This is a genomic window from Streptomyces sp. A1136, assembly GCF_004795055.1.
Classification (GTDB): Bacteria; Actinomycetota; Actinomycetes; order Streptomycetales; family Streptomycetaceae; genus Streptomyces.
Genome location: NZ_SSBJ01000005.1, coordinates 234,426 through 260,765 on the forward strand (window position 1 = coordinate 234,426; position 26,340 = coordinate 260,765).

Sequence of the window (26,340 nt, forward strand, 5' to 3'; positions counted from 1 at the left end):
GGAAAGTCACCTTCTGGGGACGGATCTCAGATGGCTTGAAAATTGGCATGGACCAATGGGCTGGTCAAGACCTTCCGCCTCGGGACTGTTCGCGCAAAGTTCGCGGGAGCGGACTTACTGGGGCACCGTGGAACCAGGCAACAGCGACCACTGTCGGGAGACGCCCATGTCCCACCACACGTACCGGGTGACCGAAATCGTCGGCACCTCGCCCGAGGGCATCGATCACGCCATCCGCAACGGGATCGCGCGAGCGGGCGCGAAGCTGCGCAACCTGGACTGGTTCGAGGTCACGCAGGTGCGCGGGCACATCGAGAACGGCGAGGTCGCCCACTACCAGGTGGGCCTGAAGGTGGGCTTCCGGCTCGACGACGAGGACTGACGGGCCGCCGCACGCCGCCGGTCGTCCGGCCGGGCGCCCACGGACAGCGGTACGCCCGGCCGGCGGTACGTCAGGGGCATTCACCGCGCTACGTCAGGTGCGGCCCTCGGTCTCCTGGGCGGTGGTGAGTTCCGGCGCGTCCGCCGCCCAGTCGGCGAGCACCACGCGGAAGCCGGCCTCCCGGGCGGCCTGGCAGACGAGTTCGTCGTCGTCCACGAGCATCCGCACCTCCCGGCCCCGGGCGATCCGGCCGAGCACCTCCAGCTTGGTCGCCCGGGCGGGGCGCCGGTCCCGGTCGCCGCGCATCCACAACCGGCCCTGCGGCAGCCCGTGCCGCGCCAGCCATTCCACGGTGTCCGCCCGGCAGCGCTCCGGCCGCCCGGTCAGGTAGACCACCTCGCAGTCGGCCGCGCTCTCCACCGCCAGGGCCACCCCGCGCGCGAGCGGCGGATCGGCCGGGGCGGCGCCGAAGAAGCCGTCCCAATCGCGCGGCCGGCGCTCCAGGAAGTGCTGGCGGTGGTCGGTGTCGGACAGGGTGTTGTCGATGTCGAAGACGGCCAGGGGCCGGCGATCGGCGCTCTCACGGGACATGGGGGAAGCGTAGATGGCCCTCGCGGCTTCGGGAATCCCATCGGTCCCCGGGCGTTGAGAGGTGTGTGATCCCGAGAATCTCGATACTCGACCGGTCCCGTACGCGCCTGGGGCACCCCGCCCCACAGGCCCTGCGGGACACCGTGGAACTCGCCCGCGAGGCGGAGCGGCTCGGCTACCACCGCTTCTGGGTGTCCGAGCACCACAGCGTGCCGGGCGTCGCGGGCTCCGCGCCCACCGTGCTCGCGGCCGCCGTGGCCGCGGCCACCCGGCGGATACGCGTCGGCACCGGTGGGGTGATGCTGCCCAACCACCGGCCGATCGTCGTCGCGGAGCAGTTCGGGGTGTTGGAGGCCCTGTTCCCCGGGCGCGTCGACATGGGCCTGGGGCGCTCGGTCGGCTTCACCGACGGGATCCGCCGGGCCCTGGGCCGTGACACCGAGGACGCGGACCGGTTCGAGGAACAGCTCGCCGAGCTGCTGGGCTGGTTCGACGGCACCCAGCGGGCCCACCCCGAGGTGCACGCCCGCCCGGCGGAGGGGTCCCGGGTCCCGGCGTACGTACTGGCCACCGGCGAGGGCGCGCGGATCGCGGCCCGGGCCGGGCTGCCGGTGGTCGTGGGCGACCTGCGGGCCCGCGACCGGGTCGCGAAGGCCGTGGAGACGTACCGCGCGGAATTCCGGCCCTCCGCCTGGGGCGAGCGGCCTTACGTGGTGGTCTCCGGGACGGTGGCGGTCGCGGCCACCGAGGAGGCCGCCCGGCGAATCCTGCTCCCGGAGGCGTGGTCCCTCGCCTACTCCCGCACCCGGGGGTCCTTCCCGCCCCTGCGTCCGGCCGAGGAGATCGAGGCCCTGGAGATGACCCCGAAGGAGCGCGAGCTGTACGAGGGCGCCCTCCTGGGCCACGTCCACGGCACCGAGGAGCAGGTCGCGGCGGAGCTGGCCGAGGTCATCGGCGCGCTGGGCGCCGACGAGCTGTTGGTGACGACGTCCACCCACGACCGCGCGGCCCTGCTGGACTCGTTCGCCGGGCTGGCCCGCGCCGCGGGCCTCGAAGGGGCGCGGGCGGGAAGGGCGGGCCCGGGTGCCCACGGGGGCACCCCCTAAAATGGGATGAATGCACCGGCACACCGCACCCGAGACCGAAGCCCACGACCCGTACGTACGAGTGCGGGGGGCCCGGGAGCACAACCTGCGCGGCGTCGACGTGGACATCCCGCGCGACGCGCTCACCGTCTTCACCGGCGTCTCGGGCTCCGGCAAGAGCTCCCTCGCCTTCGGCACTCTCTACGCCGAGGCACAGCGCCGGTACTTCGAGTCCGTGGCCCCGTACGCCCGGCGGCTGATCCACCAGATCGGCGCCCCGAAGGTGGACTCCGTCACGGGGCTGCCACCCGCGGTCTCCCTGGAACAGCGGCGGTCATCGCCCGGCTCCCGGTCCTCGGTCGGGACGGTGACGATGCTGTCCAACTCGCTGCGGATGCTGTACTCCAGGGCCGGCGTCTATCCCCCCGGAGCCGAACGGCTGGACTCCGACGCCTTCTCCCCCAACACCGCCGCCGGAGCCTGTCCCTCCTGTCACGGGATCGGCCGCGTCCACCGCACCAGCGAGGAACTCCTCGTTCCGGACCCCGACCTGTCGATCCGTCAGGGGGCCATCGCGGCATGGCCCGGCGCCTGGCAGGGCAAGAACCTGCGCGACATCCTGGAGGCGCTCGGCCACGACGTGGACGCGCCCTGGCGGGAACTGCCGGCGAAGGACCGCGCATGGATGCTGTTCACCGAGGAACAGCCGGTGGTCACCGTGCATCCGGTGCGGGACGCGGACCGTATCCAACGCCCCTATCAGGGCACGTACATGAGCGCCCACCGTTATGTGATGCGGACCTTCGCCGACAGCAAGAGCCCCACCCTGCGCGCCCGCGCCGAGAAGTTCCTCACCGACTCGCCGTGCCCGCGCTGCGAGGGCCGCAGACTGCGGCCCGAGGCCCTCGCCGTGACCTTCGCCGGGCGGTCGATCGCCGAGTCGGCGTCGCTGGCGCTGACCGCCCTGGACGACGTACTGGCCGCCACGCCCGCGGACGGTGAGGCGGCGCGGGTGCTCATCGAGGACCTGCGGGCGCGGATCGGACCGATCACCGAGTTGGGGCTCGGTTATCTGAGCCTGGACCGCGCCGCGCCGTCCCTGTCGGCGGGCGAGTTGCAGCGTCTGCGGCTGGCGACGCAGCTGCGGTCGGGCCTGTTCGGGGTGGTGTACGTACTGGACGAGCCGTCGGCGGGGCTGCACCCGGCCGACACGGAGGCGCTGCTCGGCGTACTGGACCGGCTCAAGGCGTCCGGGAACACGGTGTTCGTGGTGGAGCACGACTTGGACGTGGTGCGGCACGCGGACTGGCTGGTGGACGTGGGGCCGCTGGCGGGGGAGCACGGCGGGCGGGTGCTGCACAGCGGGCCGCCGGCGGCGCTGGCCGCGGTCGACCGGTCGGCGACCGCCCGCCACCTGTTCGGGACGGGCGGGCCGGCCCCGACCCGCGCGGCGCGAACCGCGACGGGGGCGGTGCGGCTGAGCGGGGTCGAGCGGCACAACCTGCGGGGGGTGGACGCGGAGTTCCCGCTCGGCGTGTTCACGGCCGTCACCGGGGTGTCCGGGTCCGGGAAGTCGACGCTGGTGGGTCAGGCGCTGGCCGGGGAGGTCCGGGAGCGGCTCGCGGACGACCGGTTCCCGGTGCGGCGGCTGGTGGAGGTGGACCAGAGGCCGATCGGTCGCACCCCGCGCTCCAACCTGGCCACCTACACGGGGTTGTTCGACGTGGTGCGCCGGCTCTTCACCGCGTCGCCGCAGGCGCGCGAGCGCGGCTGGAAGGCGGGACGGTTCTCCTTCAACGTGCCTGGCGGCCGCTGCGAGACCTGCCAGGGCGAGGGCTTCGTCTCGGTGGAGCTGCTGTTCCTGCCCAGCACGTACGCCCCCTGCCCGGAGTGCGGCGGCGCGCGGTACAACGCCGAGACCCTGGAGATCCGGTACGAGGGGCTGACCATCGCGGAGGTGCTGGACCTGACGGTGGAGTCGGCGTCGGCGTTCTTCGCACGGGTACCGGCGGCGGCGCGCAGCCTGCGGGCACTGGGGGACATCGGGCTGGGCTATCTGCGGCTGGGACAGCCCGCGACGGAGCTGTCGGGGGGTGAGGCACAGCGGATCAAGCTGGCGACGGAACTGCAGAGGCTGCGCCGCGACCACACGCTGTACCTGCTGGACGAGCCGACGACGGGACTGCATCCGGCCGATGTGCGGGTGCTGTTGCGGCAGTTGCACGGCCTGGTGGACGCCGGGCATTCGGTGGTGGTCGTGGAGCACGACATGGAGGCGGTCGCGGGCGCGGACTGGGTGATCGACTTGGGGCCGGGCGGCGGGGCGGACGGCGGTCGCGTGGTCGCGGCCGGCACGCCCGCGGAGGTGGCCCGCACACCGGGCAGCGTCACGGCGCGCTATCTGGCGCGGGCCCTGGGACGAGCCGGCGGGTAGCCGGCGGGAGGAGGCGCCTCCTCACCGGGGGGTACGGGCGCCGCTCAAGGGGACCCGTACACCTCGAACTCGTAGAGCGAGTAGCCGTACGTCGTACCGCGCCGGGTGCCGTACACGCGGATGTGGCGGCCCGAGCCGGTCAGGCCGGTCAGGTCCTGGACGGCGCCCGAGCCGGCGGTCGTGGAGTAGACGGTGCGCCAGGTGGTGGCGTCGTCGGAGAGCTGGACGCGGAAGGACTTCCCGTACGCCGCCTCCCAGCGCAGGACCACGCGGTCGACGCGACGGACGGCACCGAGGTCGACCTGGAGCCACTGCGGGTCGGCGTACGCGCTGGACCAGCGGGTGGCGCCGTCGCCGTCGGTCGCGGAGGCCGCGGGGAAGTCCGCCGTCTCGGTGCTGGAGGCGGTCGTCGGGCGGCCCAGGGCCAGGTTGCCCGGCTGGGCGAGGCCCGGCCAGGCGGGGTTGTGGCCCACGGCGGCCACGATCGGGGTGAAGGCCGCGTACGTCGCCACCGGCTTCGGGGTCCCCCAGGTCTGCTGCGCCAGTGCGCGCAGCGGGTACATGATGCCCGCGGCGATCTGGTCCTCGCTCTCGGCGGTGGGGTTGTCGCACCAGACGTGCAGGAGCGAGCCGGGGTTCTTCTCCGGGTCCGAGAGGGCGCCGCCGCCCTCGAAGCGGTCCGCGGTCCAGGTCTCGTACATCCACTTGGTGTCCGGTTTGGCGCCGCCGAGCACGTAATAGGTGGGCGTCCAGGACTCGTTGGCCACGATGTGGCCGGCGGCGGCCAACTGCTGCGGGGTGAGGCCGTAGGTGTACCAGTACTCGACGACGATGGCGGCGTTCGGGCCGAGCGTTCCGTCGCCGGACTTGATTCCGTCGTTCCACATGCGGGTGGTCTTGCCGCCCGCGCGGACCAGGGCGTCGGCCCAGTTGACGAACCCGTAGTAGGTGTCCTTGGCGGTGGCGTTCGCGCCGTAGTGGGCGCGGGCGTAGTCGAGGAGTTGCGGGTACTTGGTGTAGTCGGTGACGTACTCGTCCGCGCCGATGTGCCAGTACGGCCCCGGGAACAGGGGCAGGTACTCGCCGACCAGGTCCTTGACCAGCGCGTACGAGGCGGGCAGCGAGAGGTCGATGAAGTCGGGGCTGAGGGCGCCGGAGTTGCTCTTGAGGCGGAGTTCGGGGTGCGCGGCCAGCACCGCGTTCATGTGTCCGGGCGTGTCGATCTCCGGGACGATGGTGACGTGGTATTTGCGGCCGAGGGAGACGAGGTCGGCGATGTCCTGCTTGGTGTAGTGGTCGGCGGAGACGATCTCCGGGTGCGTGGCGCTCTCCAACCGGAAGCCGAAGGTGTCGGAGAGGTGGAAGTGGAAGGTGTTGAGCTTGAGGTAGGCCAGTTCCTTGATGTGCCGCTTCAGCCAGTCGACGGTGAAGAACTTCCGCCCTTGGTCGACCATCAGCCCGCGCTCGGCCTTGGTGGGCCAGTCGACCGCCGTTCCGCCCGGCACCGAGGCGGACCGGTGGAGGAGTTGCAGGACGCTGCGGGTGCCGTTGAAGGCGCCGGTGTCGGTTGCGGCGGAGACGGTGAGGGTGTCCGCGACGGTCAGCCGGTAGCCCTCGGCGGGCAGGGCGGGGTCCCCGAGGGTGAGCCCGATGTCCCCGGGGGCCGGGGCGGCGGTGACCACGGCCACGCCGCGGCCGGCTTGCGCGCCCAGGTCTTCCGCCAAGGTGGCCGCCTCGTCGGAGAGCCGGTCGGCGTAGGCGGGGTCGACCGCGACGCGGGTGGCGGCGGTGAAGGTGTACGCGCCGGCGCCGGCCGTCCACTGCCGCAGGGCCGGCACGGTCTGGGGCGGCGCGGCGGCCGCCCGGGCGGCGTGGGCGGGGGCGCCGGGGACGGTCAGCGCGAAGACCGCGCAGGCGGCGGCGATCAGGAACCTGAGCAGACGCATGGCTGCCTCCAGCGGGCGGTGGCCGCGGTGCGGAAGGGTGCCAGTGCAGCCCAATGCCGCGTACATGTCAATAGATGCTCGAAACCCGACCGGATCGAGCACTCCCGCGCAACGCGGGGGTCGCCGGTCCCACGGCGCGGGCAGGCTCAGGCGTCGCCCGGCAGCAGGTGCTGCGGGAATTCGCCGAAGCCCCACCGGCCCTGGTCGCGGGTGAACATCCAGACCAGGTCGTGGCGGTCGGGCCAGGCGGCGGGGACCCCGAGGACCTGGTGGGCGCCGAGGGCGCGGATCAGGCGGGGGATGCCGGCGGGCTCCCAGCAGACGAGTACGGGCATCCCCGCGGCCAGTACCGCCCGTGCCAGGGCCGGCTCCGCGCCGACGGCGAACTCGGCGCGGACGGGCAGGTGCAGGGCCGTCGCCAGCGGCTCGACGGTCTGCTTGCAGCGGGCGGGCGCCGACGGGCCGCCGCCGGTCGCGAAGACCACCGCCGGACGGGGCAGCGGGGCCCGGGCCGCCGGGGGGAACAGCCGCGGGAGCTCCTCGGCACGGCGCTCGCCCCGGCCGGCCAGCGAACCCGGGTGTTCGTTGCCCTCGTCGTCCTCGCCGGTGTCCCCGGGGGGTGGCTGCTCCCCGTGCCGGATGATCATGACGAGGGCGTCCTTGGGGACGGACTTCGGGCCGGGGGCCGGGTGCGGGGGCCGCGTGGTGCAGCCCGCCGCCGCGAGCGGTGCGAGGGCGGCGGCCAGCACGGCTCGGCGGCGCGGTCCGGACCCGGCGGGGGCTTGTGCCATGGGGCCACTGTCCCCCACGGCCGGGATCCGGTCCGGTCGCGGCGCGACGTACGGCCCCCACGAGCCCCCGGTCGGCGCATCGGATCGCTCGTTCGGGTCCCTTGCCCGGCTCCTCGTGCGGGCGCCTCATGCGGGCGGCCCCCTCGTGCGAACCCCCTCGTGCGGGCCCGTCCCGTGCGGTCCGTCCCGATCGTCCGCTGCCGGCGCCCGCTGGGGGCTACGCCTTGCGGACCGCCCTGAGCCACTCCTTGTTCATCGCGGCGATCGACGGCAGCGGGATGCCCTTGGGGCAGGCCGTGGCGCATTCGCCGGTGAGGGTGCAGCCGCCGAAGCCTTCGTCGTCCATCCGGGCCACCATGTCCAGCACGCGCGTCTCCCGCTCCGGCGAACCCTGCGGCAGCACGTTCAGGTGGTTGACCTTGGCGGACGTGAAGAGCATCGCGGAGCCGTTGGGGCAGGCCGCCACGCAGGCGCCGCAGCCTATGCACTCGGCGTGCTCGAAGGCGTAGTCGGCGTCGGCCTTGGGCACGGCGTTGGCGTGCGCCTCGGGCGCGGAGCCGGTGGGGGCGGTGATGTATCCGCCGGCCTGGATGATCCTGTCGAAGGCGCTCCGGTCGACGACGAGGTCCTTGACCACCGGGAAGGCCGAGGCCCGCCACGGTTCGATGTCGATGGTGTCGCCGTCGGCGAACGCCCGCATGTGGAGCTGGCAGGTGGTGGTCCGCTCGGGGCCGTGGGCGTCGCCGTTGATGACGAGGCTGCAGGCGCCGCAGATGCCTTCGCGGCAGTCGTGGTCGAAGGCGACGGGGTCCTCGCCTCGCAGGATGAGGTCCTCGTTGAGGGTGTCGAGCATCTCCAGGAAGGACATGTCCCTCGAGATGCCGTCGACCTCGTAGGAGGCCATGGCGCCGGGGGCGTCGGCGTTTCGCTGGCGCCAGACGCGCAGGGTGAGCTTCATGCGTAGCTCCGCTGGGTGGGGTGGACGTACTCGAAGACGAGGTCTTCCTTGTGCAGGACGGGCGCGGTGCCGGTGCCCTGGTACTGCCAGGCCGCCGCGTAGCCGAACTCCTCGTCCCGGCGGGCGGCTTCGCCGTCGGGGGTCTGGGACTCCTCGCGGAAGTGTCCGCCGCAGGATTCGGCGCGGTGGAGCGCGTCGAGGCACATCAGCTCGGCGAGCTCCAGGTAGTCGACGACGCGGTTGGCCTTCTCCAACGACTGGTTGAACTCCTGGCCGCTGCCCGGGACCTTGATCCGCCTCCAGAACTCGTCGCGGATCTCCGGGATGCGGGCGAGGGCCTTGCGCAGACCGGCGTCGGTGCGCGCCATTCCGCAGTACTCCCACATCAGTTCGCCGATCTCGCGGTGGAAGGAGTCGGGGGTGCGATCGCCGTCCACGGCGAGCAGCTTCGCGAGGGTGTCGCGGGTCTCGCGGACGGCGGCCGCCGCCTCGGGGTGCGCGTCGTCCACGGTGTCGTGGTGCGGGTTGCGGGCCAGGTAGTCGTTGATGGTGGAGGGCAGTACGAAGTAGCCGTCGGCGAGGCCCTGCATGAGCGCGGAGGCACCCAGACGGTTGGCGCCGTGGTCGGAGAAGTTCGCCTCGCCGATCGCGAACAGGCCGGGGACGGTGGTCTGGAGGTCGTAGTCGACCCAGAGTCCGCCCATGGTGTAGTGGACGGCCGGGTAGATCCGCATGGGGACCTCGTACGGGTTCTCGGCGGTGATCCGCTCGTACATGTCGAAGAGGTTGCCGTACTTCTCGGCGACCTTGTCCTTGCCCATGCGGCGGATGGCCTCCGCGAAGTCCAGGTAGACGCCCTGGCCGCCGGGTCCGACGCCGCGCCCCTCGTCGCAGACGTTCTTCGCGGCGCGCGAGGCGATGTCACGGGGCACGAGGTTGCCGAAGGAGGGGTAGATCCGCTCCAGGTAGTAGTCCCGTTCCGCTTCGGGGATCTCGGCCGCGGGGCGGGTGTCGCCCTTGGCCTTGGGGACCCAGATGCGGCCGTCGTTGCGCAGCGACTCGCTCATCAGCGTCAGCTTCGACTGGTGGTCGCCGGTGCGCGGGATGCAGGTGGGGTGGATCTGGGTGAAGCACGGGTTCGCGAAGTAGGCGCCGCGCCGGTGCGCCCGCCAGATGGCGGTCGCGTTGGAGTTCATGGCGTTGGTGGAGAGGTAGAAGACGTTGCCGTAGCCGCCGCTCGCCAGCACGACGGCGTCGGCGTAGTACGTGCTGATCTTCCCGGTGATCAGGTCGCGGGCGACGATGCCGCGCGCCACTCCGTCGACCGTGATCAGGTCGAGCATCTCGGTGCGGGCGTGCATCTCGACGTTGCCGGCGGCGATCTGCCGGGACAACGCCTGGTAGGCGCCGAGGAGCAGTTGCTGGCCCGTCTGGCCGCGGGCGTAGAAGGTGCGCGAGACCTGGACACCGCCGAAGGAGCGGGTGTCGAGGAGACCGCCGTACTCGCGGGCGAAGGGGACGCCCTGGGCCACGCACTGGTCGATGATCTCGACGGAGATCTGGGCGAGGCGGTGGACGTTGGACTCGCGGGCGCGGAAGTCGCCGCCCTTGACGGTGTCGTAGAAGAGGCGGTGTACGGAGTCGCCGTCGTTGCGGTAGTTCTTGGCGGCGTTGATGCCGCCTTGGGCGGCGATGGAGTGGGCGCGGCGCGGGGAGTCGGAGTAGCAGAACTGGACGACGTGGTAGCCCTGTTCGGCGAGGGTCGCACCGGCCGCGCCGCCGGCCAGACCGGTGCCGACGACGATGACGGTGTGCTTGCGGCGGTTGGCGGGGTTGACCAGCTTGGCCTCGAAGCGGCGGCGGTCCCAGCGGTCGGCGATGGGGCCGGCCGGGGCCTTGGTGTCTGCGAGGGGCTCGCCGGTGGTGTAGGCGGCGTAGTCGCTGTTGTCGGTGCTGCTCATCTCAGCTCACCACTCCGGTCATGACGGCGACGGGCACGGACACGAAGCCCGCGAAGAGGACGAGGGCCAGGGCGTCGGCCAGGAACCTGAGGGACCGCTCGCGCCGGGCGTTGCCGGCCCCGAGGGTCTGGGCGGCGCTCCAGAAGCCGTGGCGTACGTGCAGGCCGAGGGCGGCCATGGCCACGATGTAGATCGTGTTGCCGTACCAGGTGGAGAAGGTGGCGAGGACGTTCTCGTAGGGGTGGCCGGCCCACGCCCTCCGGTTGACGGTGAGGGTGGTGAGGTCGAGCAGGTGCCAGACGATGAACAGGGCGAGGATGACGCCGCCCCAGCGCATCGTGCGGGTGGCGTAGCTCGCGCGGCGGCGCTTGTGGGCGTACGCGACGGGGCGCGCCTTGAGGTCGCGGCGGCTGAGCTGGTAGGCGCAGACGGCGTGCGCGACGACGGCGGCGACGAGCACGACGCGGACGATCCACAGGGCCCACTCGTGGTGGAGGAAGGGGGCTCCGAGGGTGCGCAGCCAGTGCGCGTAGCCGTTGAACTCCTGCGACCCGAAGAAGATCTTCAGGTTGCCGAGCATGTGGACGACGAGGTAGCCGAGCATGATCAGGCCGGAGACGGCCATCACGGTCTTCTTGCCGACGGTGGAGCCCCAGAGCGTGCGCGTGGTGGACGGCCGTCGATCCGTCCGCGGTGCCAAAGCCATGGGACGACGGTAGGGAGGAGGGTCCCGAAAGGTCCAAGACATGATGGAGCTCCACTCGATAGGATTTGCCTATGCGTGGCCCTATCCTGGGGTGATGCAGTTCCAGCAGCTCCTCTACTTCGTGGCGGTCGCCGAGACCCGGCACTTCACCCGGGCGGCGGAGCGGGTCCATGTCGCCCAGCCGTCGCTCTCCCAGCAGATCAGGGCTCTGGAGCGGGAGCTGGGGGCGGAGCTGTTCAGCCGGGCGCGGGGCAACATCGCCCTCACGGACGCGGGTGAGGCGCTGCTGCCGCTGGCCCGGCGCATCCTGGCGGACGCGGACACGGCGCGCCTGGAGGTGCAGGAGCTGGCGCAGTTGCGGCGCGGTCGGGTCCGGCTGGGGGCCACGCCGAGCGTGTGCACGGGGTTGCTGCCGGACGTCCTGCGCGCCTTCCACACCGCGCACCCGGGGATCGAGCTGCTGATCGAGGAGAGCGGTTCGCTGGACCTCGTACGCGAACTCGCGCGCGGCGTACTGGACTTGGCGCTGATCGCGCTGCCGCTGCCGCCGTCGGCGCCGGCGCTGACGACGGTGGAGCTGCTGACCGAGGACTTGGTGGTGGTCTCGGCCGCGGACCGACCGGCGCCCGGCGGGGGCGGGCCGCTGACCATCGCGGCGCTGCGCGACGAGCCGATGGTGATGTTCCGGCACGGCTACGACCTGCGGGACCTGACGGTGGCGGCCTGCCGGTCGGCGGGCTTCGAGCCGGTGTTCACGGTGGAGGGCGGCGAGATGGACGCCGTCCTCGGCTTCGTCCGGGCGGGGCTCGGCATCGCGGTGGTCCCTGCGATGGTCGTCGACCACGGCGGACCGGGCCTGCGCGCCACCCCGCTCGCCGGCTCCCCCCTGCGCCGCACGATCGCCTTGGCCCACCGTACGGACGTCGCTCCCCCGCGCGCGGCCCGTGAACTCAGGCGCATGCTCCTGTCCTGACCCGGTGGGCACCGCCCGGCCGACTCCCGGTCCGAGGGCGCGGGTCCGGTCAGGACGGGCGTATGGGCAGGCCTCGGTCGAGACCGTCCGCCAGCATCGCGAAGGCCTGTTCGGCCTCGGCGCGGGCCGTGGGGTAGGCCTCGTCGGCGCTCTGCCCGGCGGCGAGGCGGTGGTAGTTCTCCCGACCCAGCTCGCGGCGGACGGTCACGAGGTGCTGCGCCGCCAGTCGGGCGGCGAGCGGGGCGACCCCCTCCTCCCGCAACACCGCGGCGAGCAACTCCACCTCGCGGGCGGTGTAGTGGCCGATCCGGGACTCCAGGCTCCGGGTGGCGTACAGCAGGCCCTGGAAGGCCAGCACGTTCGGGTGGTCGCAGAGGCCCGTAATGGGATCACGGTCGGCGAGCGCGGCCAGGAAGTGTGCCCGCAGGGCCCCGACCGGGCCGGCTCCCGCCTCACGGTCACGCACGACGCGCGCGGCCTCGTCCTGGTGGTCGGCGAACCGGTCGAGCACCAGGTCCTCCTTGGTCGGGAAGTAGCGGAACAGCGTGGGCTTGGAGACCTCCGCCGCGGCGGCGACGTCGGCCACCGACACGGCGTCGAAGCCGCGCTCCAGGAACAGTTCGATCGCCGTGGCCGCCAGATGGTGGCGCGTGCGCAGCTTCTTGCTCTCGCGCAGACCCGTGGTGCGCGGTTCCGTCGTTTCGTCCATGCGTCGAGCGTACCACAAAATTCATGACCGGGTTATTTTTGTGACCCGGTTGCTTTTTTCGGCGGGAGGGGTTTTCCTTGGATCAACGACGAGGAGAGGACCTCCTGATGACCGACGTACTGATCGCGGGCTCCGGCCCCACCGGGCTGACCCTTGCCTGCGCCCTGGCGCTGCGCGGCGCCGCCGTGCGGGTCCTGGAACAACGCCCCGCGCCGCACCGCGAGTCGCGGGGCAAAGGGCTCCGGCCGAGCAGCCTGGAAGTCTTCGAGACCCTCGGGGTGGCCTCGGCCGTACGCGCCATCGGCAGCCAGGGTGTGACCCTGCGCAAGTACTTCGACGGGAAGCAGATCGCGGACACCACCGTCGACGACGGCGGAGTGCTGCTCGGGCAGTGGCAGACCGAGCAGATCCTGCGCGACCGGCTCGCCGAGCTCGGCGTCCGCGTCGAATACGACTCCCGTATCGTCGCCGTCGACCAGGACGCCACCGGGGTGCGGGCGGGGTTGGCGGACGGCAGCGAGGTGACCGCCGGCTACCTGGCCGGATGCGACGGCGGGCGCAGCACCACCCGCGGCCTCCTCGGCATCCCCTTCGAGGGCAGTACGCGGGGCGAACCCGCGATGGTCCTCGGGGACGTGCGGGCGCCGGGGCTCAGCCGGGACTTCTGGCACCAGTGGTTCACCTCCGAGGGAGGCGGGATACTGCTGTGCCCCATGCCCGGGACGGACAGCTTCCAGCTCCAGGCCGCGCCGGAGGCGGACGAGCGGGGCGGGCACGTGCCCCCCTCGCTGGAGAGCTTCCAGCGGATCTTCGACCGGTGCGCGCGGATGCCGGGCATCCGGCTCGCCGACGCCACCTGGCTCTCCAGCTGGCGGATCAACGTCCGCGTCGCCGCCCGTATGCGTGAGGGGCGCGCGTTCCTCGTCGGGGACGCCGCGCACGTCCACCCGATAGCCGGCGGCCTTGGCATGAACACCGGCATAGAGGACGCGGCCGCGCTCGCCCTGACGCTGGCCGCCGCCCTCGGGGACCCGGACCGTCGGGAGGACGTGCTCGACGGGTACGAGGCGGAGCGGCTGCCGGTGGCCCTGGACGTCGTGGCCGACACGGCGAGGCGGTACGACCGGGTCGTGGACGCCGTCCGTACGCCCGGCCGGGGGACGGAGGCGGGCCTGGTCCGGGAGTGATCGCGGTCCCGCGCGAGGGCCCGGGTCCGGCCGGTGACGCGGTCCCGGACCTGGACCGGCCCGACTGAACCGGACCGGCCGGGTCCGGCTCGGGTCGGGGTCCGAACCGGGCCGGGGCGGGTCGGGCCGGGTCGGGTCGGGTCGGGTCGGGTCAGGGTGGATCGGAACCGGCCGTCAGGAAGGTGTGGGGACGGCGTCCGAGAGGGACAACGCGTGGATCCGGTCGGGGGAGCCGGGGCGGGCGTAGTACCAGCCCTGGGCGGTGTCGCAGCCGAGCTCGCGAAGCTGGGCCGCCTGGACACCGGTCTCCACGCCCTCGACGGTGACGGCGAGTTCGAGGCTGTGGGCCAGCGCGACGATGCCCTGCACGATCTTGACGTCGACGGGGTTGGCCGGCTGCTGCTGCATCCCCTGTGTGAACGAGCGGTCCAGCTTGAGGACGCTGACCGGCAGGCGACGCAAGTTGGCCAGGTTGGAATAGCCGGTGCCGAAGTCGTCCAGGGCGATGTCCACGCCCAGGGCCGCGAGTCGGCGCAGCGGTTCGAGGAGTTCGTCGTCGGCGCCGATCAGCGCCGACTCGGTGACCTCAAGGCACAGCGCGCCCGGGGCGAGACCGGAGGCCTCCAGGACGCGGACGGTGTCGGCGACCAGCCCGGGGTGGTGCAGTTGCGTCGGCGAGAGGTTGACGTTGACGCGCAGCGCGGAGCCGCCGTGTCGGCTCTGCCAGGTGCAGGCCTGGCGCACGGACTCCTCCAGGACCCAGCGGCCGAGCGGGACGATCAGTCCCGTGCGCTCGGCGAGCGGGATGAAGCGGTCCGGGCCCAGCACCCCGTACTGCGGGTGCGACCAGCGCACCAGCGCCTCCGCGCCGTGCACGCTGCCGTCGTGCATGTGCACCAGCGGTTGGTACTCGATGAAGAACTCGCCGCGTTCCAGGGCCGCGGGCAGCGCGTTGGTCAGGCCGTGCCGGGTGATGGCGCGGGCGTCGGCCTCCTCGTCGGCGAACTCGAACCGGTTGCCGCCCGCCGCCTTGGCCCGGTACATCGTGATGTCGGCGCTGCGCAGCACCTCCGCCGGGGTCCGTTCGCCCGCCGGTCCCTCGACGATGCCGATGCTGCCCCGGACCGTCAGCTCCCGGCCCTCCAGCCGGATCGGGGTCGACAGCGCGGACAGGACCCGGACCGCCATTTCGGTGGCCTTCTCCTCGGTGTCGGAGCCGGTGGTCAGTGCCACGAACTCGTCACCGCCGAGCCGCGCGACGACCTCGCCCGGTCCCGTCGCGCAGCTCTGGAGCCGATCGGCCACCTCCACCAGCAGCCGGTCGCCCGCGGAGTGGCCCAGGCTGTCGTTGACCGCCTTGAACCCGTCCAGGTCCAGGTAGCAGAGGCCGAAGCGGGGGCCGCCGGCCCCGCTGAGGGCCTTCTCCAGCCGCTCGAAGAAGAGCGTGCGGTTGGGCAGGCCGGTCAGGGCGTCGTGGGTGGCCTCGTAGCGCAGCCGCAGGTTCAGCAGCCGGCGTTCGGTGGTGTCCTCCATCAGGGCCAGCTGGTACTGCGGGCGCCCTTCGGGGTCGCGCAGCAGCGACACCGTCAGGTTGGTCCACAAGACGGTCCCGTCGTTGCGGTAGTAGGGCTTCTCCACCCGGTAGTGCTCGCGTTCGCCACGGACCAGTTCGCCGTACATCCGCCAGACGTGCGGGGTGTCGTCGGGGTGGCCCCACTCGCTGACGTTGCGGCTGCGGACGTGCCCTTCGAGGCCGCCGAACATCTGGAGCAGCGTGTCGTTGACCTCCAGCACGTTGCCTTCCAGGTCGGCGATGCCGATGCCGATGGCGGCCCCCTCGAAGACGGCCCGGAAGCGTTCCTCGCTCGCGTGCAGGGCCTGTTGCGCGTCGGCGCGGGCGGTCAGCGCGGAGCGGGCGATGGCCTCCTGCTCCTTGAGCGTGCGCTCCCGCAGCGCGCGGGCGAACCCGGCCGCGATGCCGTGCTGGAGCCGCGCACAGCGGGACCTGTACTCCTCCGTGCTCTCCGCCCCGACCCCGTCGGGACCGCAGTACAGCACCAGGTACGACTCGACGACCCCCAGGGTTCCGGCGAGGGCCTCGGGGTCGGTGCAGTGCACGGCGACGAGTTCGGCGCCCACCCGCTGGGCGGGCGAGGCGTCGAAGGGCCGGGCGTGCAGGGCCTCGGTGAGCGTGCGGGTCAGCGGGACCAGGTGCCGTTCGAACTCGGGGCGGGTCAGCGAGGTCGCCGTGACGGGGAAGATGGCCCGGCCCCAGATGGTCGCGAAACGCGCGATCCGGTCCTCCAACCCGCTGTGGTGCTCCCGCAGGTCCGCCCGGCCCGCTTGCGGGCCGGGCGGCGCGTCGTGGACCGAAGGGCTCTTCGGCGGCGTCACGACCCCGGCCTCCGGTGGACGGGCCGGGCTCGGGCTGACGGGCGGTGGGGTCGGGGCCGGGAGTCTCACGCCTTGCGTCCCACTCCCGCGAAGCCCGAGAAGGCGAACGGGTCCTCCGGCGTGTCCCCGTCCGCCGGGGAATCGGTGAGCTCCGGGCGCCAGTCGGGCATCGACACCAGGCCCGGTTCCAGCAGCTCGAACCCGTCGAAGAAGCGCGTGACCTCCTCGCGGGTACGCATCACGAGGGGGTTGCGGATGTCCCGGTAGACGCCGACGGCCCCGACCGCGACCTCCTCGGCGAGCGGGATGCCCTCGTAGGAGGCGTGGGTGAGGATCAGCATGCTGCCGGGGGCGAGCGCGTCGCGCAGTCGGGCGACGGACGCGTACGGGTCGTCGCCGTCCTCCAGGAAGTGCAGGACGGCGACGAGCAGCAGGGCGACGGGCCGGCTCAGGTCCAGCAGCCGGGTGACCTCGGGGGCGCCCAGGATGTCCTGCGGTTTGCGCAGGTCGGCGGAGACGACGTCGGTGCGGTCGTCACCGGCGAGGACCGCCTGGCTGTGCGCCACGGCCACCGGATCGTGGTCGACGTAGACCACGCGCGCCTCGGGGGTGGCCTGGCGGGCGACCTCGTGGACATTGCCGAAGGTCGGGATGCCGGAGCCGATGTCGAGGAACTGGGTGATGCCCTCGGAGACGGCGTGGCGCACGGCACGGCGCATGAAGGCCCGGTTGGCCTGCATGATCTTGGGCATCCCCGGCAGGAATTCCATGGCCCTGCGGGCCGCCTGGCGGTCGACTTCGAAGTTGTGCGAGCCGCCCAGGTAGTAATCGTAGATGCGGGACACGCTCGGCACCGATATGTCGATGCCTGGCGGGGCCCAGGCGGGGCGCTCCATCGGGGTCTCCAAGCCGTCGTCGTGTCGTGGTCCGGTGGGGTCGTTCGGAAAACCGGACTCCTGTCCGAGCCGAATGTACTGATCATTGGCCAACGGAGCGAGCAAAAGCGGAAATTGGCGATCCGTTCTTGGTCACACACCCAACGCGAGCACGGGTGCCACTGCACCCCGTGACAGAAACCGACAAATACCTTTTGGGAATTGAGCGGGTCACCTTGGAAGTCGGTCAAAAGGTGGCTCAAACCACTACGGTCCGAACTCCGCCCGTTCAGGCGAACCACGGCCGACCTCCGCGTGCCCGGGTGCGAGCGGGCCCATGCTCCCCGGGTGAACAGAGCATGTGCCCGGCGCCTGCTGGCGGTACCGGTCCTGGTGTGGGCGGCGATGTCCGTCACGCCGGCCGTGGCCGATAGCCGCGCCTCCACGTCGATCTCCCCGGGCGACGGCACGGACCCCGTCGGGATCTCCACGGCCGCCAACGGCGTCCGGGCGGTGGCCGGCGAGGGTGGCGGACATCACGACGGCGCCCGCGAAGACGGTCGGGGGTACGACCTCGGAAACGGTCGGGCGGGCGGACGGGACGACGGCCCCGGCCACGGCTGGGGCCACGGCTGGGGCCATCACCACGGCCACCACTGCCCGCCGCCGCCCCCGCCCCCCTGTCCTCCGAAGCCGACCCCCGCGCCGACGCCGACGCCCCCACCGAGCCCCACACCACCTCCCCCCTCCCCCAAGCCCACGCCGCCCCCGCCGCCCAAGCCCGCCCCGCCCCCCGCGCCCCCGAAGCCGGCCCCGCCGAGGCCCGCGCCACCGCCGCCCGTGGCCGCCCCGGCACCCGCCCCTCCCCCGCCGAGACCGGCCCCGGAGCCGGAACCCACGCCCACCCCCACGCCGACGGCGACCCCCCGGCCCGCCCCCAAGCCGGTGGCCCGCCCCACCTACCACTCGCCGTCCCGCAAGCCGGCCGAACACCACATCTCGCCGGTCACCTTCACCCTCATGACCGCGGCGCCCGCGGTGCTCGCGATCGTCGCGCTGCGCCCGCGCTAGGCCCGGCCCCCGCCCCTTGTTAGGAGTCATCGTGTCGGAATGGCTCGTCCTGTCCCTGGCGATGGCCGCGGCCTGCGCCGTGGTACTGGGCATCGCCTTCTTCAATCAGCGCCGGATCGGCGAGGACGACGATCCCAACGAGACCCCGGACGTCATCGAGTACATGACGATGATGATCGGGGTGATCTACGCGATCGTCCTGGGCCTCGCGATCGCGGGCGTCTGGGAGGGCCGCGGCGCCGCCCAGGAGTACGTGCGCCAGGAGTCCCAGGCCCTGCACGAGGTCAGCGTCCGCTCCGAGGTCTATCCCCCCGAGGTCCGCAAGACCATCCGCTCCGACGTCGACGCGTACGTGACGTACGTGGTGGACACGGAGTGGAAGGAGATGGCCGACCACGGCCGGATCACCGACCGCAGCGGCCAACTGCTGGAACGCATCCGCCGGGACGTCACGGACTACGAGCCGAAGACCGACCACGAGGGGCAGGCGTACCAGCCGCTGGTCGACCAGGTCGCGGCGGTGGACGACGCCCGCGACGCCCGCGGCCAGAGCGCCCAGGCCACGATGCCCGGGGTGGTGTGGTTCGGCCTCGTCGTGGGGGCGCTCGTGACGGTCGGTCTGATCTTCACGCTCCAGATCCGGCGCTCGTTCCGCGAACTGCTGCTGGCCGGGCTGTTCAGCGCGCTGATCGCCTTCCTGCTGTTCCTGATCTGGGACTTCGACGCACCCTTCGGAAGGGGCATCGCGGCCACCGCCGAGCCCTTCTTCGCCCAGTTCCCGCACCTCGGGCTCAAGGGCTGAGCGCGGGCGGCCCGGCAAACCGGGGACGGGGCCCCCGTCCCCGGTTCGGCCCAGCGATATGACCCGTTCGCCCGTTCCTGATCGCGGGCCCCCGGGCCCGCGCCTAGCGTGACGGACATCGAGGCGCACGTCCCTCCACGTGCGGAAACCATTCCGCGGCTGCTCCTCGGGGATCCGGAGAAACACTCATGGGTGCGATACGCAGCTCCGCCACCGCCCTGCTGAGCGCCGGCGCCACGGGCGTCGTTCTCGCGCTCGGCGCGGCGGGCACCAGCGCCGCCGTCGCGGCCGAAGCCCAGCCCGTCACCTCGTTCGCCTTCGCCATCACCCCCTCGACGGTCGCCCCCGGCGGCCAGGTGGTGCTCTCCGTCAGCGGGTGCAATGCCGCGTTCGCCACCTCGTCCTCCGGCGTCTTCGACACCGTGAGCATCGCGCGCGGCCAGACCGCCCGGGTCACCGTCGACCGTGACGCCCGGCCCGGGGCGCTGTACTCCGTCACCTTCACCTGCAACGGGGAGACCGGTTCGGCCGACCTGACCATCGCCGGCGCCACGAGCAGGCCCACCACGAGCTCCACCGTCGGCCCGCCGCGCCGGCTCCCGTCGCCGCCCACCGCGGCCGCCGTGCCCGCCGTGCCCGCCGTGCCCGTCGCGCCGACCTCGCGCGGCGCCACCCTCGGGGTGCGGGGCGGCCTGGGCGGCAGCGTCGCCGGGGCGAACCTGCTGGAACTGGGCATCGGCGCCGGCTTCGTGCTGGCCGCCGTTGGCGCCACGGGATACGTGCTGCGCCGCCGCTACACCCGCGGCCACTGACGCGGGCGCGCCGACGGAGGCCGGCACCTTGACGGCGGCGGCCGCCCCGCCCGGGCCCGGACGGGAACCGCACGCGCCCCGAGCCCTCGTCAGGACTCGGGGCGACCGCGGTGCCGGGCGCACCGGGGAGGTCGGCCGGTCAGGCCCGGCTACCGATCGGGCGGCGACGGCGCATCACGTGGATGCCCGCGCCGAGTGCCGCCGTGGCGACGAGGCCGGAGCCGATGGCGGTCTCGGTGGTGGACGGGCCGAAGGAGCCGCCGAGACCACCCTGGGCGCCGTTCCCGTCGAGGATCGTGAAGCGGTGGGTGGCGACGAGGCTGCTGTCGTTGCACCTGACGGACAGCGTCTGGTGGCCGGGAGAGGCGTGGTTGAAGATGCGGACGGTCGCGAATCCGATGGAGCCGGCCGACAGTCTCGTCTCGGGAAAGTTGCCGTGCGACCAGACCGTGCCGCCGTGGGTGCATCCGGCCGCGCTGACCTGCATCGTGGAGCCCTGGTGCACGGAGTACGGGTTGACCGTGACGTTGCTGGGCCCGGTGCCGCCGCCCAGCGGCGGGCCGCCCGCCGGGTTCGCCGAGGCGAGGGGTGCGCCGAGGACGACGACGGCGCAGGCCGCCGCGGTCACGGTGAGTGCGCGCAAAACACGCATGGTGGAACCTCCAGCGGAAAGCGCCCCGGAGCGGTCGCCCGGGATGATCGACGAGAACGCCTCCCACCACGAACCCTCGGGGCGGCCCGCAACCAGCGCATTTCCGACTTTGGGCCGCCCGGTTGACCGACACGCCGAACAGCGCGAAACGTTTCTGACGGATCCGCAGGTCACGACCCGTCAGGCATTTATGTGACGATTACCTGGATGGGCGCACCCCTTCCGGCCGCACCACCCGTTCGCCCGCCCCCGATCGCCGTCCCGCCCGTGCACCCTTAGCGTGCGTGGGGAAGGGCGTACCGGGGAGGGACTGGAACGCGGGTCGGGACCCCCGCGTCGGGAAGGGAGAGCCATGACCGAGGACGAGGGTGAGCAGCGGCCGAGGAGGCGCTCCCCGTGGGGACCACTCGCACTGGTCCTGCTCACCGGCCTCGCCATGATGCGCAACGGGGTGAACCTCAACGACGGTCCGCCGCAGCCCGCCGCCGCCGCGGCCGTCGCCGTGCGGCCCGACCAGGCGGCGGTGGCGCCGCCGGCTCCGCCGCCGGACCTGGAGGTGCTGGAGCACTCGTCGGTGCAGCGCATCCGGATCCCGGCGATCAAGGTGGACGCGCCGGTGATGACGGTCGGGCTGGACGCGCAGGGCTTCATCGACGCGCCGCCGCCGCAGGACCCGAACCTTGCCGGGTGGTACCTGAACGGGATCTCCCCCGGCCAGCAGGGGTCGGCGGTCATCGTGGGCCACGTGGACAACGCGCAGGGCCCGGCGGTCTTCTACGGCCTGGGCTCGCTCAACAAGGGCCAGCACATCGAGGTGGAGCGGTACGACGGACGCACGGCGGTGTTCGAGGTGTACGGCGTGGAGGTGTTCTCCAAGGAGACCTTCCCCGGAGCCCGGGTGTACGGGGACACCGGTCACCCGGAACTCCGCGTGATCACCTGCGGCGGCGGCTACTCCAAGGGGCGGGGTTACGACGGCAACGTGGTCGTCTTCGCCCGGATGGTGGAGGCCCGCTGACCCCCGACGAAGGTCGGCGGGGCGAGTCGGCGCACGCCGACCGGGGCCCGGGCGTCGGCCCGCCAGGCGCGGGCCCTCAGTGCGCCCGGGCGGTCGGCAGGGTGGGCAGCGTCATCCGATAGCCCCTGGAGAGCAGTCGGGGCAGGTACGTGCCGAGCGCCTCGACGCTCTGGGAGCGGTTGCCTCCGGCGTCGTGGGACAGCACGATCACGCCCGGTGCGGCTCCTCCCAGCACGCGGGAGACGATGGTGGAGGTCCCCGGTTCCGTCCAGTCGAGGCTGTCGACCGTCCAGGCGAGGGGCTCCATCCCCAGTTCGGCGCCGATCTCGAAGGCGGCCCGGTTCCAGGCCCCGTAGGGCGCCCGGAACCACTGGGGCGGGGCGCCGACCGCCGCCTCCACGACCTCGCTGGTGCGCCCGATCTCGCCGGTCAGGTCGGGGCGGGTGAGGGTGGGGATGAGCGGGTGGGTCCAGGTGTGGTTGCCGATGACGTGGCCCTCGGCGGCCATCCGGCGCAGCAGGTCGCGGTTGTCGGTGGCCATCTCGCCGCAGACGAAGAACACGGCGCGGACCCCGTACCGGGCGAGGGTGTCCAGGATGCCGGGGGTGTAGCGGGGGTCGGGGCCGTCGTCGAAGGTGAGGACCATCTGGCCCGCCCGGCTCGCCTCGGCGGGCAGTTCCAGGATGGGCCGGGTGCGGACGGCCGGCTTCACGGCGGCCGGCCGGGCCGGGGCCTCGGCCGTCATCGGCGTCAGCCGGTAGCTGTTCGGCGGGAGTCCGTTGGCGCGCAGGGCCGGGGCTCCCGCCGCTCCGCGACCGGTGGCGCCCGCGCCGCCGGGTCCGGGCGCCGGGCCGGAACCGGCCGGGCGTCCGGGGGGCGGGCCGCCGGCGGTCGGGGTGTCGGCGGTCGGGGTGTCGGCGGTCGGGGTGTCGCTTTCGCCGTGGGTGATCAGCGAGGCGGCCGCCGCGACTCCGAGGAAGACGGCGGTGCGCAGGAGCACGCGTCGCCCTACTGTCGGTTCGTCATTTTTCATTCTTACTGGGTATCAACGACTGCCGCGAAGAGGCCTGGAGGCGCGAAGGCGCCCGCCGCCCGTCACCCGCGCGGACCAGCCGGGGGCCGGCCGGCCGCGTCGTGGTCCGGTCAGCCGCGCCGTACGAGCGGGAACGGGAGCGTCTCTCGGATCGTCAGACCGGTGAGGAACATGACGAGCCGGTCGACACCGATGCCGAGCCCCCCGGTCGGCGGCATCGCGTACTCCAGCGCGTCCAGGAAGTCGTTGTCGAGTTCCATCGCCTCAAGGTCTCCGCCGGCCGCCAGCAGTGACTGCTCGGTCAGCCGACGACGCTGCTCGACGGGGTCGGTGAGTTCCGAGTAGGCGGTCCCGAGCTCGGTGCCGAAGGCCACCAGGTCCCAGCGTTCGGCCAGCCGGGGGTCCACGCGGTGCTGCCGGGTCAACGGGGAGACGTCGGTGGGGAAGTCCTTGTAGAAGGTGGGCAGCTTGGTCTTCTCCTCCACCAGCCGCTCGTACATCTCCAGCGCCACGTCGCCCCTGGTGTCGTCGGGCGAGTGGGGGACCCCGACCCGGTCGCACAGGCGGCGCAGCGCCCGCTCGTCGGTGTCGGCGTCGACCTCCTCGCCCAGCGCCTCGCTGATGGCCCCGTACATCGTCTTGACCGGCCAGTGTCCGGAGATGTCGTGCACGACGAGTGTGCCGTCGGCCTCGGCGTGGTGGGCGATGGGCGAGCCGAAGGCCGCGGTGGCGGCGCCCTGGATCAGTTCGCGCGTCAGGTCGAGCATCACGTCGTAGTCGGCGAAGGCCTGGTAGGCCTCCAGCATCGTGAACTCGGGGTTGTGCTTGTAGGAGACGCCTTCGTTGCGGAAGGTGCGGCCCATCTCGAAGACCTTCTCCATGCCGCCGACGCACAGCCTCTTCAGGTACAGCTCGGGGGCGATGCGCAGGTACAGGTCGAGGTCGTAGGCGTTGATGTGGGTGCGGAAGGGCCTGGCGTTGGCCCCGCCGTGGATCTGCTGGAGCATCGGGGTCTCGACCTCCAGGTAGCCGCGCTCCAGCAGCCCCTGCCGCAGGGCCTGCACGGCGGTGGAGCGGGCCCGGACGACGTCGCGCGCGCCGGGGCTGGCGACGAGGTCGAGGTAGCGGCGCCGGACGCGGGCCTCGGGATCGGCCAGGCCCTTGCGCTTGTCGGGCAGGGGGCGCAGGCACTTGCCGGTGAGCTGCCAGGTGTGGACGACGACGGACAGCCGGCCGGACCTGCTGGTGCCGACCTCGCCGGTGGCCACGACGTGGTCGCCGAAGTCGACTTGTGAGGTGAAGGAGTCCAGTACGGCGGGGCCCGTCTCGTCGCGGGTGAGCATCAGCTGGGTGTCGCCCGTCCAGTCCCGCAGGACCGCGAAGACGACGCCCCCGAGGTCGCGCACGAGCATCACCCGGCCGGCGAGGGTCACCTGTTCGCCGGTACGGGTGCCGGGCGGGTGGCCCGGGTGGGCCTCCTCCTCCAGGCGGGCGACGGTGTGGGTGCGCTGCGGGATGCCGACCGGGTACGGGTCGGTGCCGGACGCCCGGATGCGGTCCAGTTTGGCGTGCCGCACCCGGACCTGCTCGGGCAGCCGCTCGGTCGCCGCACGGCCGCCGACCTCCCCGACGAGGTCCAGGCCGAGGGAGTCGATGGAGGGCAGGCCCTCGGTGGTGGCGGGCGCGGTCAGGCCCTTGGGGTGGGCGTTGCCCCACAGTTTGCGCATGCTCGGTACGGAGACGAAGCCCTCGGCGATTCCGGAGGCGAGGCTGACCCGGGCGAGGGAGCCGGCGTCCTGGTAGCAGAGGAACCTCGGGTACCACTCGGGGCCGTACTTGACGTTCGAGCGGTACAGCGCCTCGAGCTGCCACCAGCGGGAGAAGAACAGCAGCAGCCTGCGCCACAGTCGCAGGACCGGCCCGGCGCCGATCCGGCCGCCCTCCTCGAAGGCGGAGCGGAAGACGGCGAAGTTGAGGGAGATCCGGCGCACGCCCAGACCGGGCGCCGCGGCGCAGAGCTGGGCGACCATGAACTCCATGACGCCGTTGGGGGCGGTGCGGTCGCGGCGCATCAGATCGAGGGAGATGCCGTCATTGCCCCAGGGGACGAAGGACAGCAGGGCGATCAGCCGGCGCTCGGCGTCGAAGGCCTCGACGAGGAGGCAGTCACCGTCGGCGGGGTCGCCGAGCCGGTCCAGGGCCATGGAGAAGCCGCGTTCGGTCTCCGTGTCGCGCCAGGTGTCGGCCCGGTCGACGATGGTGTGCATCTCCTCCTCCGAGAGGGCGGAGTGGCGGCGGATGACCGTGGTGGCGCCCGTGCGCCGGACCCGGTTGACGGCCTGCCGGGTGACGCGCATGTCGCGGCCGTCGAGGTCGAACTGCGCGACGTGCAAGATCGCCTCGTCGCCGAGCTGGAGGGCGCCGAGCCCGGAGCGGGCGTACGCGGTCGCGCCGTCCTCGGAGGCGCCCATGACGGCGGGCTGCCAGCCGTAGCGGCGGGCCACGGCCAGCCAGGCGTTGATGGCGGGGGTCCAGGCGGCGGGGTCGCCGACCGGGTCGCCGCTGGCCAGGCAGACGCCCGCCTCGACGCGGTAGGTGACGGCGGCCTTGCCGTTGGGGGCGAAGACGACGGCCTTGTCGCGCCGGGTCGCGAAGTAGCCGAGGGAGTCGGAGCGCCCGTAGGCGCCGAGGAGGGCGCGGATGCGGGGTTCCTCGTCCCCGTGCAGGGCGGCGGTCAGCCGCTGGGACCGGAAGAGGGCCGCGGCCGCGTTCAGCAGTGCGATCGCGCCGAAGAGGCCGAGCAGGAAGGACAGCGGGCGGGGCGGACGGCCGTCGAACCGGCGGTCGGAGAAGAGGCCGCCGAAGACCTCCTTGGCGGCCCAGTCGAGCCACTGGCCCTTGGGCAGCGTCCCGGGGAACAGTGCGACCAGGCCCCATCCGGCGAGCACGGCGAGGAGCAGGCCCAGGCCGAGGACGAGCAGGGCGCGCCAGAACGCGCCGGGCCGGGAGGCGGCGTAGAACTCCCGGCGGCCGGCGATCAGGAGGGCGAGGGCGGCGGCCGCGATGGCCAGGGACACGCCACCGATCCAGTACTCGTCGTCCGCGATGAACAGGACGTCGACGAGGATCAGCAAGGCCAGATAGGTGACGACGATCCACCAGGCGACCTTCTTGCGGGCACCGAGGGCGGCGGCGAGGAGGAAGAGGAAGACGGCGTAGGCGAGGTTCGCGCTGACGGGGATGACGAAGTCGTCGAGGAAGCGCACGATGTGGCGCAGCAGGCGGCGCAGCCCCGGGGAGAAGGACAGGAGGGCGCACAGCAGTCCGAGCGCTGCGAAGAACGCTCCGAACGCGTCGGGGACCCGGTGCAGGAAGCGGCTGCGGGTCCCGCGGGTCTGCTCCGCGGTGGCACTCATGGTTCGCACTGTAGGGAGGGCCGGGCCGGTCCGCGCGCCGACGGGATACTGTCGGGGGCGTGACGGAGCACGTGGGTACGGGATTCGAACGTGGTACGGACGGTCCGAAGGTGATCGTGGCCGGGGTCGACGGTTCGGACTCCTCGCTGCGGGCCGCGGCTTACGCGGCGGGGCTGGCGAGGCGGCAGAACGCGCTGCTGGCACTGGTGTACGTACAGCCGTTGATGACGGCCGGGGCTTCGCTCGGGGCGCCGGTGGCGGACACGACGGGGGAGATCGCGGAGGGTCTCGTCGCGGAGATCCACGCGGCGGCCGAGCGCCTGAGGGGCATCTTCGAGGTCCGCTGGGAGTTCCACACCTTCCGGGGCGACCCCTACGCGGGTCTGGTGAGCGCGGCGGAGGAGCTGAAGGCGGACGCGGTGGTGGTCGGGACGTCCGAGCGGGCCGGGCACCGCATCGTCGGCTCGGTGGCGGTCAGGCTGGTCAAGGCGGGCCGGTGGCCCGTCACGGTGGTGCCGTAACGGGCGCGAGCCCCGACGGGGCG

The 26,340-nt window shown here is 72.7% G+C and carries 22 protein-coding genes; 10 read left to right on the forward strand and 12 right to left on the reverse strand.

All coding sequences use genetic code 11. The features are described from left to right. Positions 1–166: 166 nt before the first annotated feature. Positions 167–382, forward strand: a complete 216-nt coding sequence (locus E6R62_RS07145) for a dodecin (protein WP_136212436.1) — start codon at positions 167–169, stop codon at positions 380–382. Positions 383–475: 93 nt separating this feature from the next. Here the strand turns inward: E6R62_RS07145 and E6R62_RS07150 are convergent, their stop codons facing one another. Further along, positions 476–973, reverse strand: coding sequence for an HAD family acid phosphatase (locus tag E6R62_RS07150; RefSeq protein WP_136212437.1), 498 nt, complete (start codon positions 971–973; stop codon positions 476–478). 65 nt (positions 974–1,038) lie between these two features. Here E6R62_RS07150 and E6R62_RS07155 point away from each other — a divergent pair, with 65 nt between their 5' ends. Together E6R62_RS07155 and E6R62_RS07160 are read left to right on the forward strand one after the other, a co-directional pair. Further along, the gene (locus tag E6R62_RS07155) at positions 1,039–2,079 is read left to right on the forward strand and encodes an MsnO8 family LLM class oxidoreductase (RefSeq protein WP_136212438.1); all 1,041 of its coding nucleotides are present in this window, start codon (positions 1,039–1,041) and stop codon (positions 2,077–2,079) included. 10 nt (positions 2,080–2,089) lie between these two features. Beyond that, positions 2,090–4,492, forward strand: coding sequence for an excinuclease ABC subunit UvrA (locus E6R62_RS07160; protein ID WP_136212439.1), 2,403 nt, complete (start codon positions 2,090–2,092; stop codon positions 4,490–4,492). Positions 4,493–4,536: 44 nt separating this feature from the next. On the opposite strand, the gene E6R62_RS07165 is transcribed toward E6R62_RS07160, so the two are convergent. The 5 genes from E6R62_RS07165 to E6R62_RS07185 form a co-directional block, all read right to left on the reverse strand. Next, positions 4,537–6,438: a family 20 glycosylhydrolase gene (locus E6R62_RS07165; protein ID WP_136212440.1), complete on the reverse strand. Its 1,902-nt coding sequence runs from the start codon at positions 6,436–6,438 to the stop codon at positions 4,537–4,539. Positions 6,439–6,584: 146 nt separating this feature from the next. Then, entirely contained in the window at positions 6,585–7,229 is a 645-nt protein-coding gene (locus E6R62_RS07170) for a hypothetical protein (RefSeq protein ID WP_240801525.1), read from the reverse strand. Positions 7,230–7,446: 217 nt separating this feature from the next. Beyond that, positions 7,447–8,187: a succinate dehydrogenase/fumarate reductase iron-sulfur subunit gene (locus E6R62_RS07175; RefSeq protein ID WP_136212441.1), complete on the reverse strand. Its 741-nt coding sequence runs from the start codon at positions 8,185–8,187 to the stop codon at positions 7,447–7,449. Next, a complete protein-coding gene (locus tag E6R62_RS07180) occupies positions 8,184–10,148 on the reverse strand; it encodes a fumarate reductase/succinate dehydrogenase flavoprotein subunit (RefSeq protein WP_136212442.1) in 1,965 nt (654 codons plus the stop codon). The genes E6R62_RS07175 and E6R62_RS07180 overlap by 4 nt, the downstream gene beginning before the upstream one ends. 1 nt (position 10,149) lies before the next feature. After that, positions 10,150–10,854 (reverse strand): succinate dehydrogenase cytochrome b subunit, encoded by a 705-nt coding sequence (locus E6R62_RS07185; protein ID WP_136212443.1) that lies wholly within the window; start codon positions 10,852–10,854, stop codon positions 10,150–10,152. A gap of 94 nt (positions 10,855–10,948) precedes the next feature. Here E6R62_RS07185 and E6R62_RS07190 point away from each other — a divergent pair, with 94 nt between their 5' ends. Further along, complete coding sequence (locus tag E6R62_RS07190; protein WP_136212444.1) at positions 10,949–11,827, forward strand: LysR family transcriptional regulator; 879 nt, start codon at positions 10,949–10,951, stop codon at positions 11,825–11,827. Between the two features lie 49 nt (positions 11,828–11,876). Here E6R62_RS07190 and E6R62_RS07195 read toward each other — a convergent pair whose 3' ends face one another. Continuing rightward, the gene (locus E6R62_RS07195) at positions 11,877–12,536 is read right to left on the reverse strand and encodes a TetR/AcrR family transcriptional regulator (protein WP_136212445.1); all 660 of its coding nucleotides are present in this window, start codon (positions 12,534–12,536) and stop codon (positions 11,877–11,879) included. A gap of 107 nt (positions 12,537–12,643) precedes the next feature. Here E6R62_RS07195 and E6R62_RS07200 point away from each other — a divergent pair, with 107 nt between their 5' ends. Next, on the forward strand, positions 12,644–13,723 hold the full coding sequence (locus tag E6R62_RS07200) for an FAD-dependent monooxygenase (RefSeq protein WP_136212446.1): 1,080 nt from the start codon (positions 12,644–12,646) through the stop codon (positions 13,721–13,723). A 174-nt stretch (positions 13,724–13,897) separates the two neighbouring features. On the opposite strand, the gene E6R62_RS07205 is transcribed toward E6R62_RS07200, so the two are convergent. Next, entirely contained in the window at positions 13,898–16,030 is a 2,133-nt protein-coding gene (locus E6R62_RS07205) for a bifunctional diguanylate cyclase/phosphodiesterase (RefSeq protein WP_136212502.1), read from the reverse strand. 152 nt (positions 16,031–16,182) lie between these two features. Beyond that, entirely contained in the window at positions 16,183–17,013 is an 831-nt protein-coding gene (locus E6R62_RS07210; protein WP_136212447.1) for an SAM-dependent methyltransferase, read from the reverse strand. A gap of 327 nt (positions 17,014–17,340) precedes the next feature. Between E6R62_RS07210 and E6R62_RS41695 the strand changes: the two genes are divergently transcribed. The 3 genes from E6R62_RS41695 (at position 17,341) to E6R62_RS07225 (ending at position 19,677) form a co-directional block, all read left to right on the forward strand. After that, the gene (locus tag E6R62_RS41695) at positions 17,341–18,063 is read left to right on the forward strand and encodes a hypothetical protein (RefSeq protein WP_136212448.1); all 723 of its coding nucleotides are present in this window, start codon (positions 17,341–17,343) and stop codon (positions 18,061–18,063) included. 31 nt (positions 18,064–18,094) lie between these two features. Further along, entirely contained in the window at positions 18,095–18,865 is a 771-nt protein-coding gene (locus E6R62_RS07220) for a DUF4239 domain-containing protein (protein ID WP_136212449.1), read from the forward strand. Between the two features lie 188 nt (positions 18,866–19,053). Beyond that, on the forward strand, positions 19,054–19,677 hold the full coding sequence (locus tag E6R62_RS07225) for a hypothetical protein (protein WP_136212450.1): 624 nt from the start codon (positions 19,054–19,056) through the stop codon (positions 19,675–19,677). A gap of 139 nt (positions 19,678–19,816) precedes the next feature. Here E6R62_RS07225 and E6R62_RS07230 read toward each other — a convergent pair whose 3' ends face one another. Next, positions 19,817–20,329, reverse strand: coding sequence for a hypothetical protein (locus tag E6R62_RS07230; protein WP_136212451.1), 513 nt, complete (start codon positions 20,327–20,329; stop codon positions 19,817–19,819). 352 nt (positions 20,330–20,681) lie between these two features. Here E6R62_RS07230 and E6R62_RS07235 point away from each other — a divergent pair, with 352 nt between their 5' ends. After that, the gene (locus E6R62_RS07235; RefSeq protein WP_136212452.1) at positions 20,682–21,347 is read left to right on the forward strand and encodes a class F sortase; all 666 of its coding nucleotides are present in this window, start codon (positions 20,682–20,684) and stop codon (positions 21,345–21,347) included. Between the two features lie 76 nt (positions 21,348–21,423). Here E6R62_RS07235 and E6R62_RS07240 read toward each other — a convergent pair whose 3' ends face one another. Together E6R62_RS07240 and lysX are read right to left on the reverse strand one after the other, a co-directional pair. Then, a complete protein-coding gene (locus E6R62_RS07240; protein ID WP_136212453.1) occupies positions 21,424–22,380 on the reverse strand; it encodes a polysaccharide deacetylase family protein in 957 nt (318 codons plus the stop codon). Between the two features lie 110 nt (positions 22,381–22,490). Then, on the reverse strand, positions 22,491–25,796 hold the full coding sequence (lysX, locus tag E6R62_RS07245) for a bifunctional lysylphosphatidylglycerol synthetase/lysine--tRNA ligase LysX (RefSeq protein ID WP_136212454.1): 3,306 nt from the start codon (positions 25,794–25,796) through the stop codon (positions 22,491–22,493). 59 nt (positions 25,797–25,855) lie between these two features. Here lysX and E6R62_RS07250 point away from each other — a divergent pair, with 59 nt between their 5' ends. Further along, on the forward strand, positions 25,856–26,317 hold the full coding sequence (locus E6R62_RS07250) for a universal stress protein (RefSeq protein ID WP_136212455.1): 462 nt from the start codon (positions 25,856–25,858) through the stop codon (positions 26,315–26,317). The last annotated feature ends 23 nt before the right edge of the window (positions 26,318–26,340 follow it).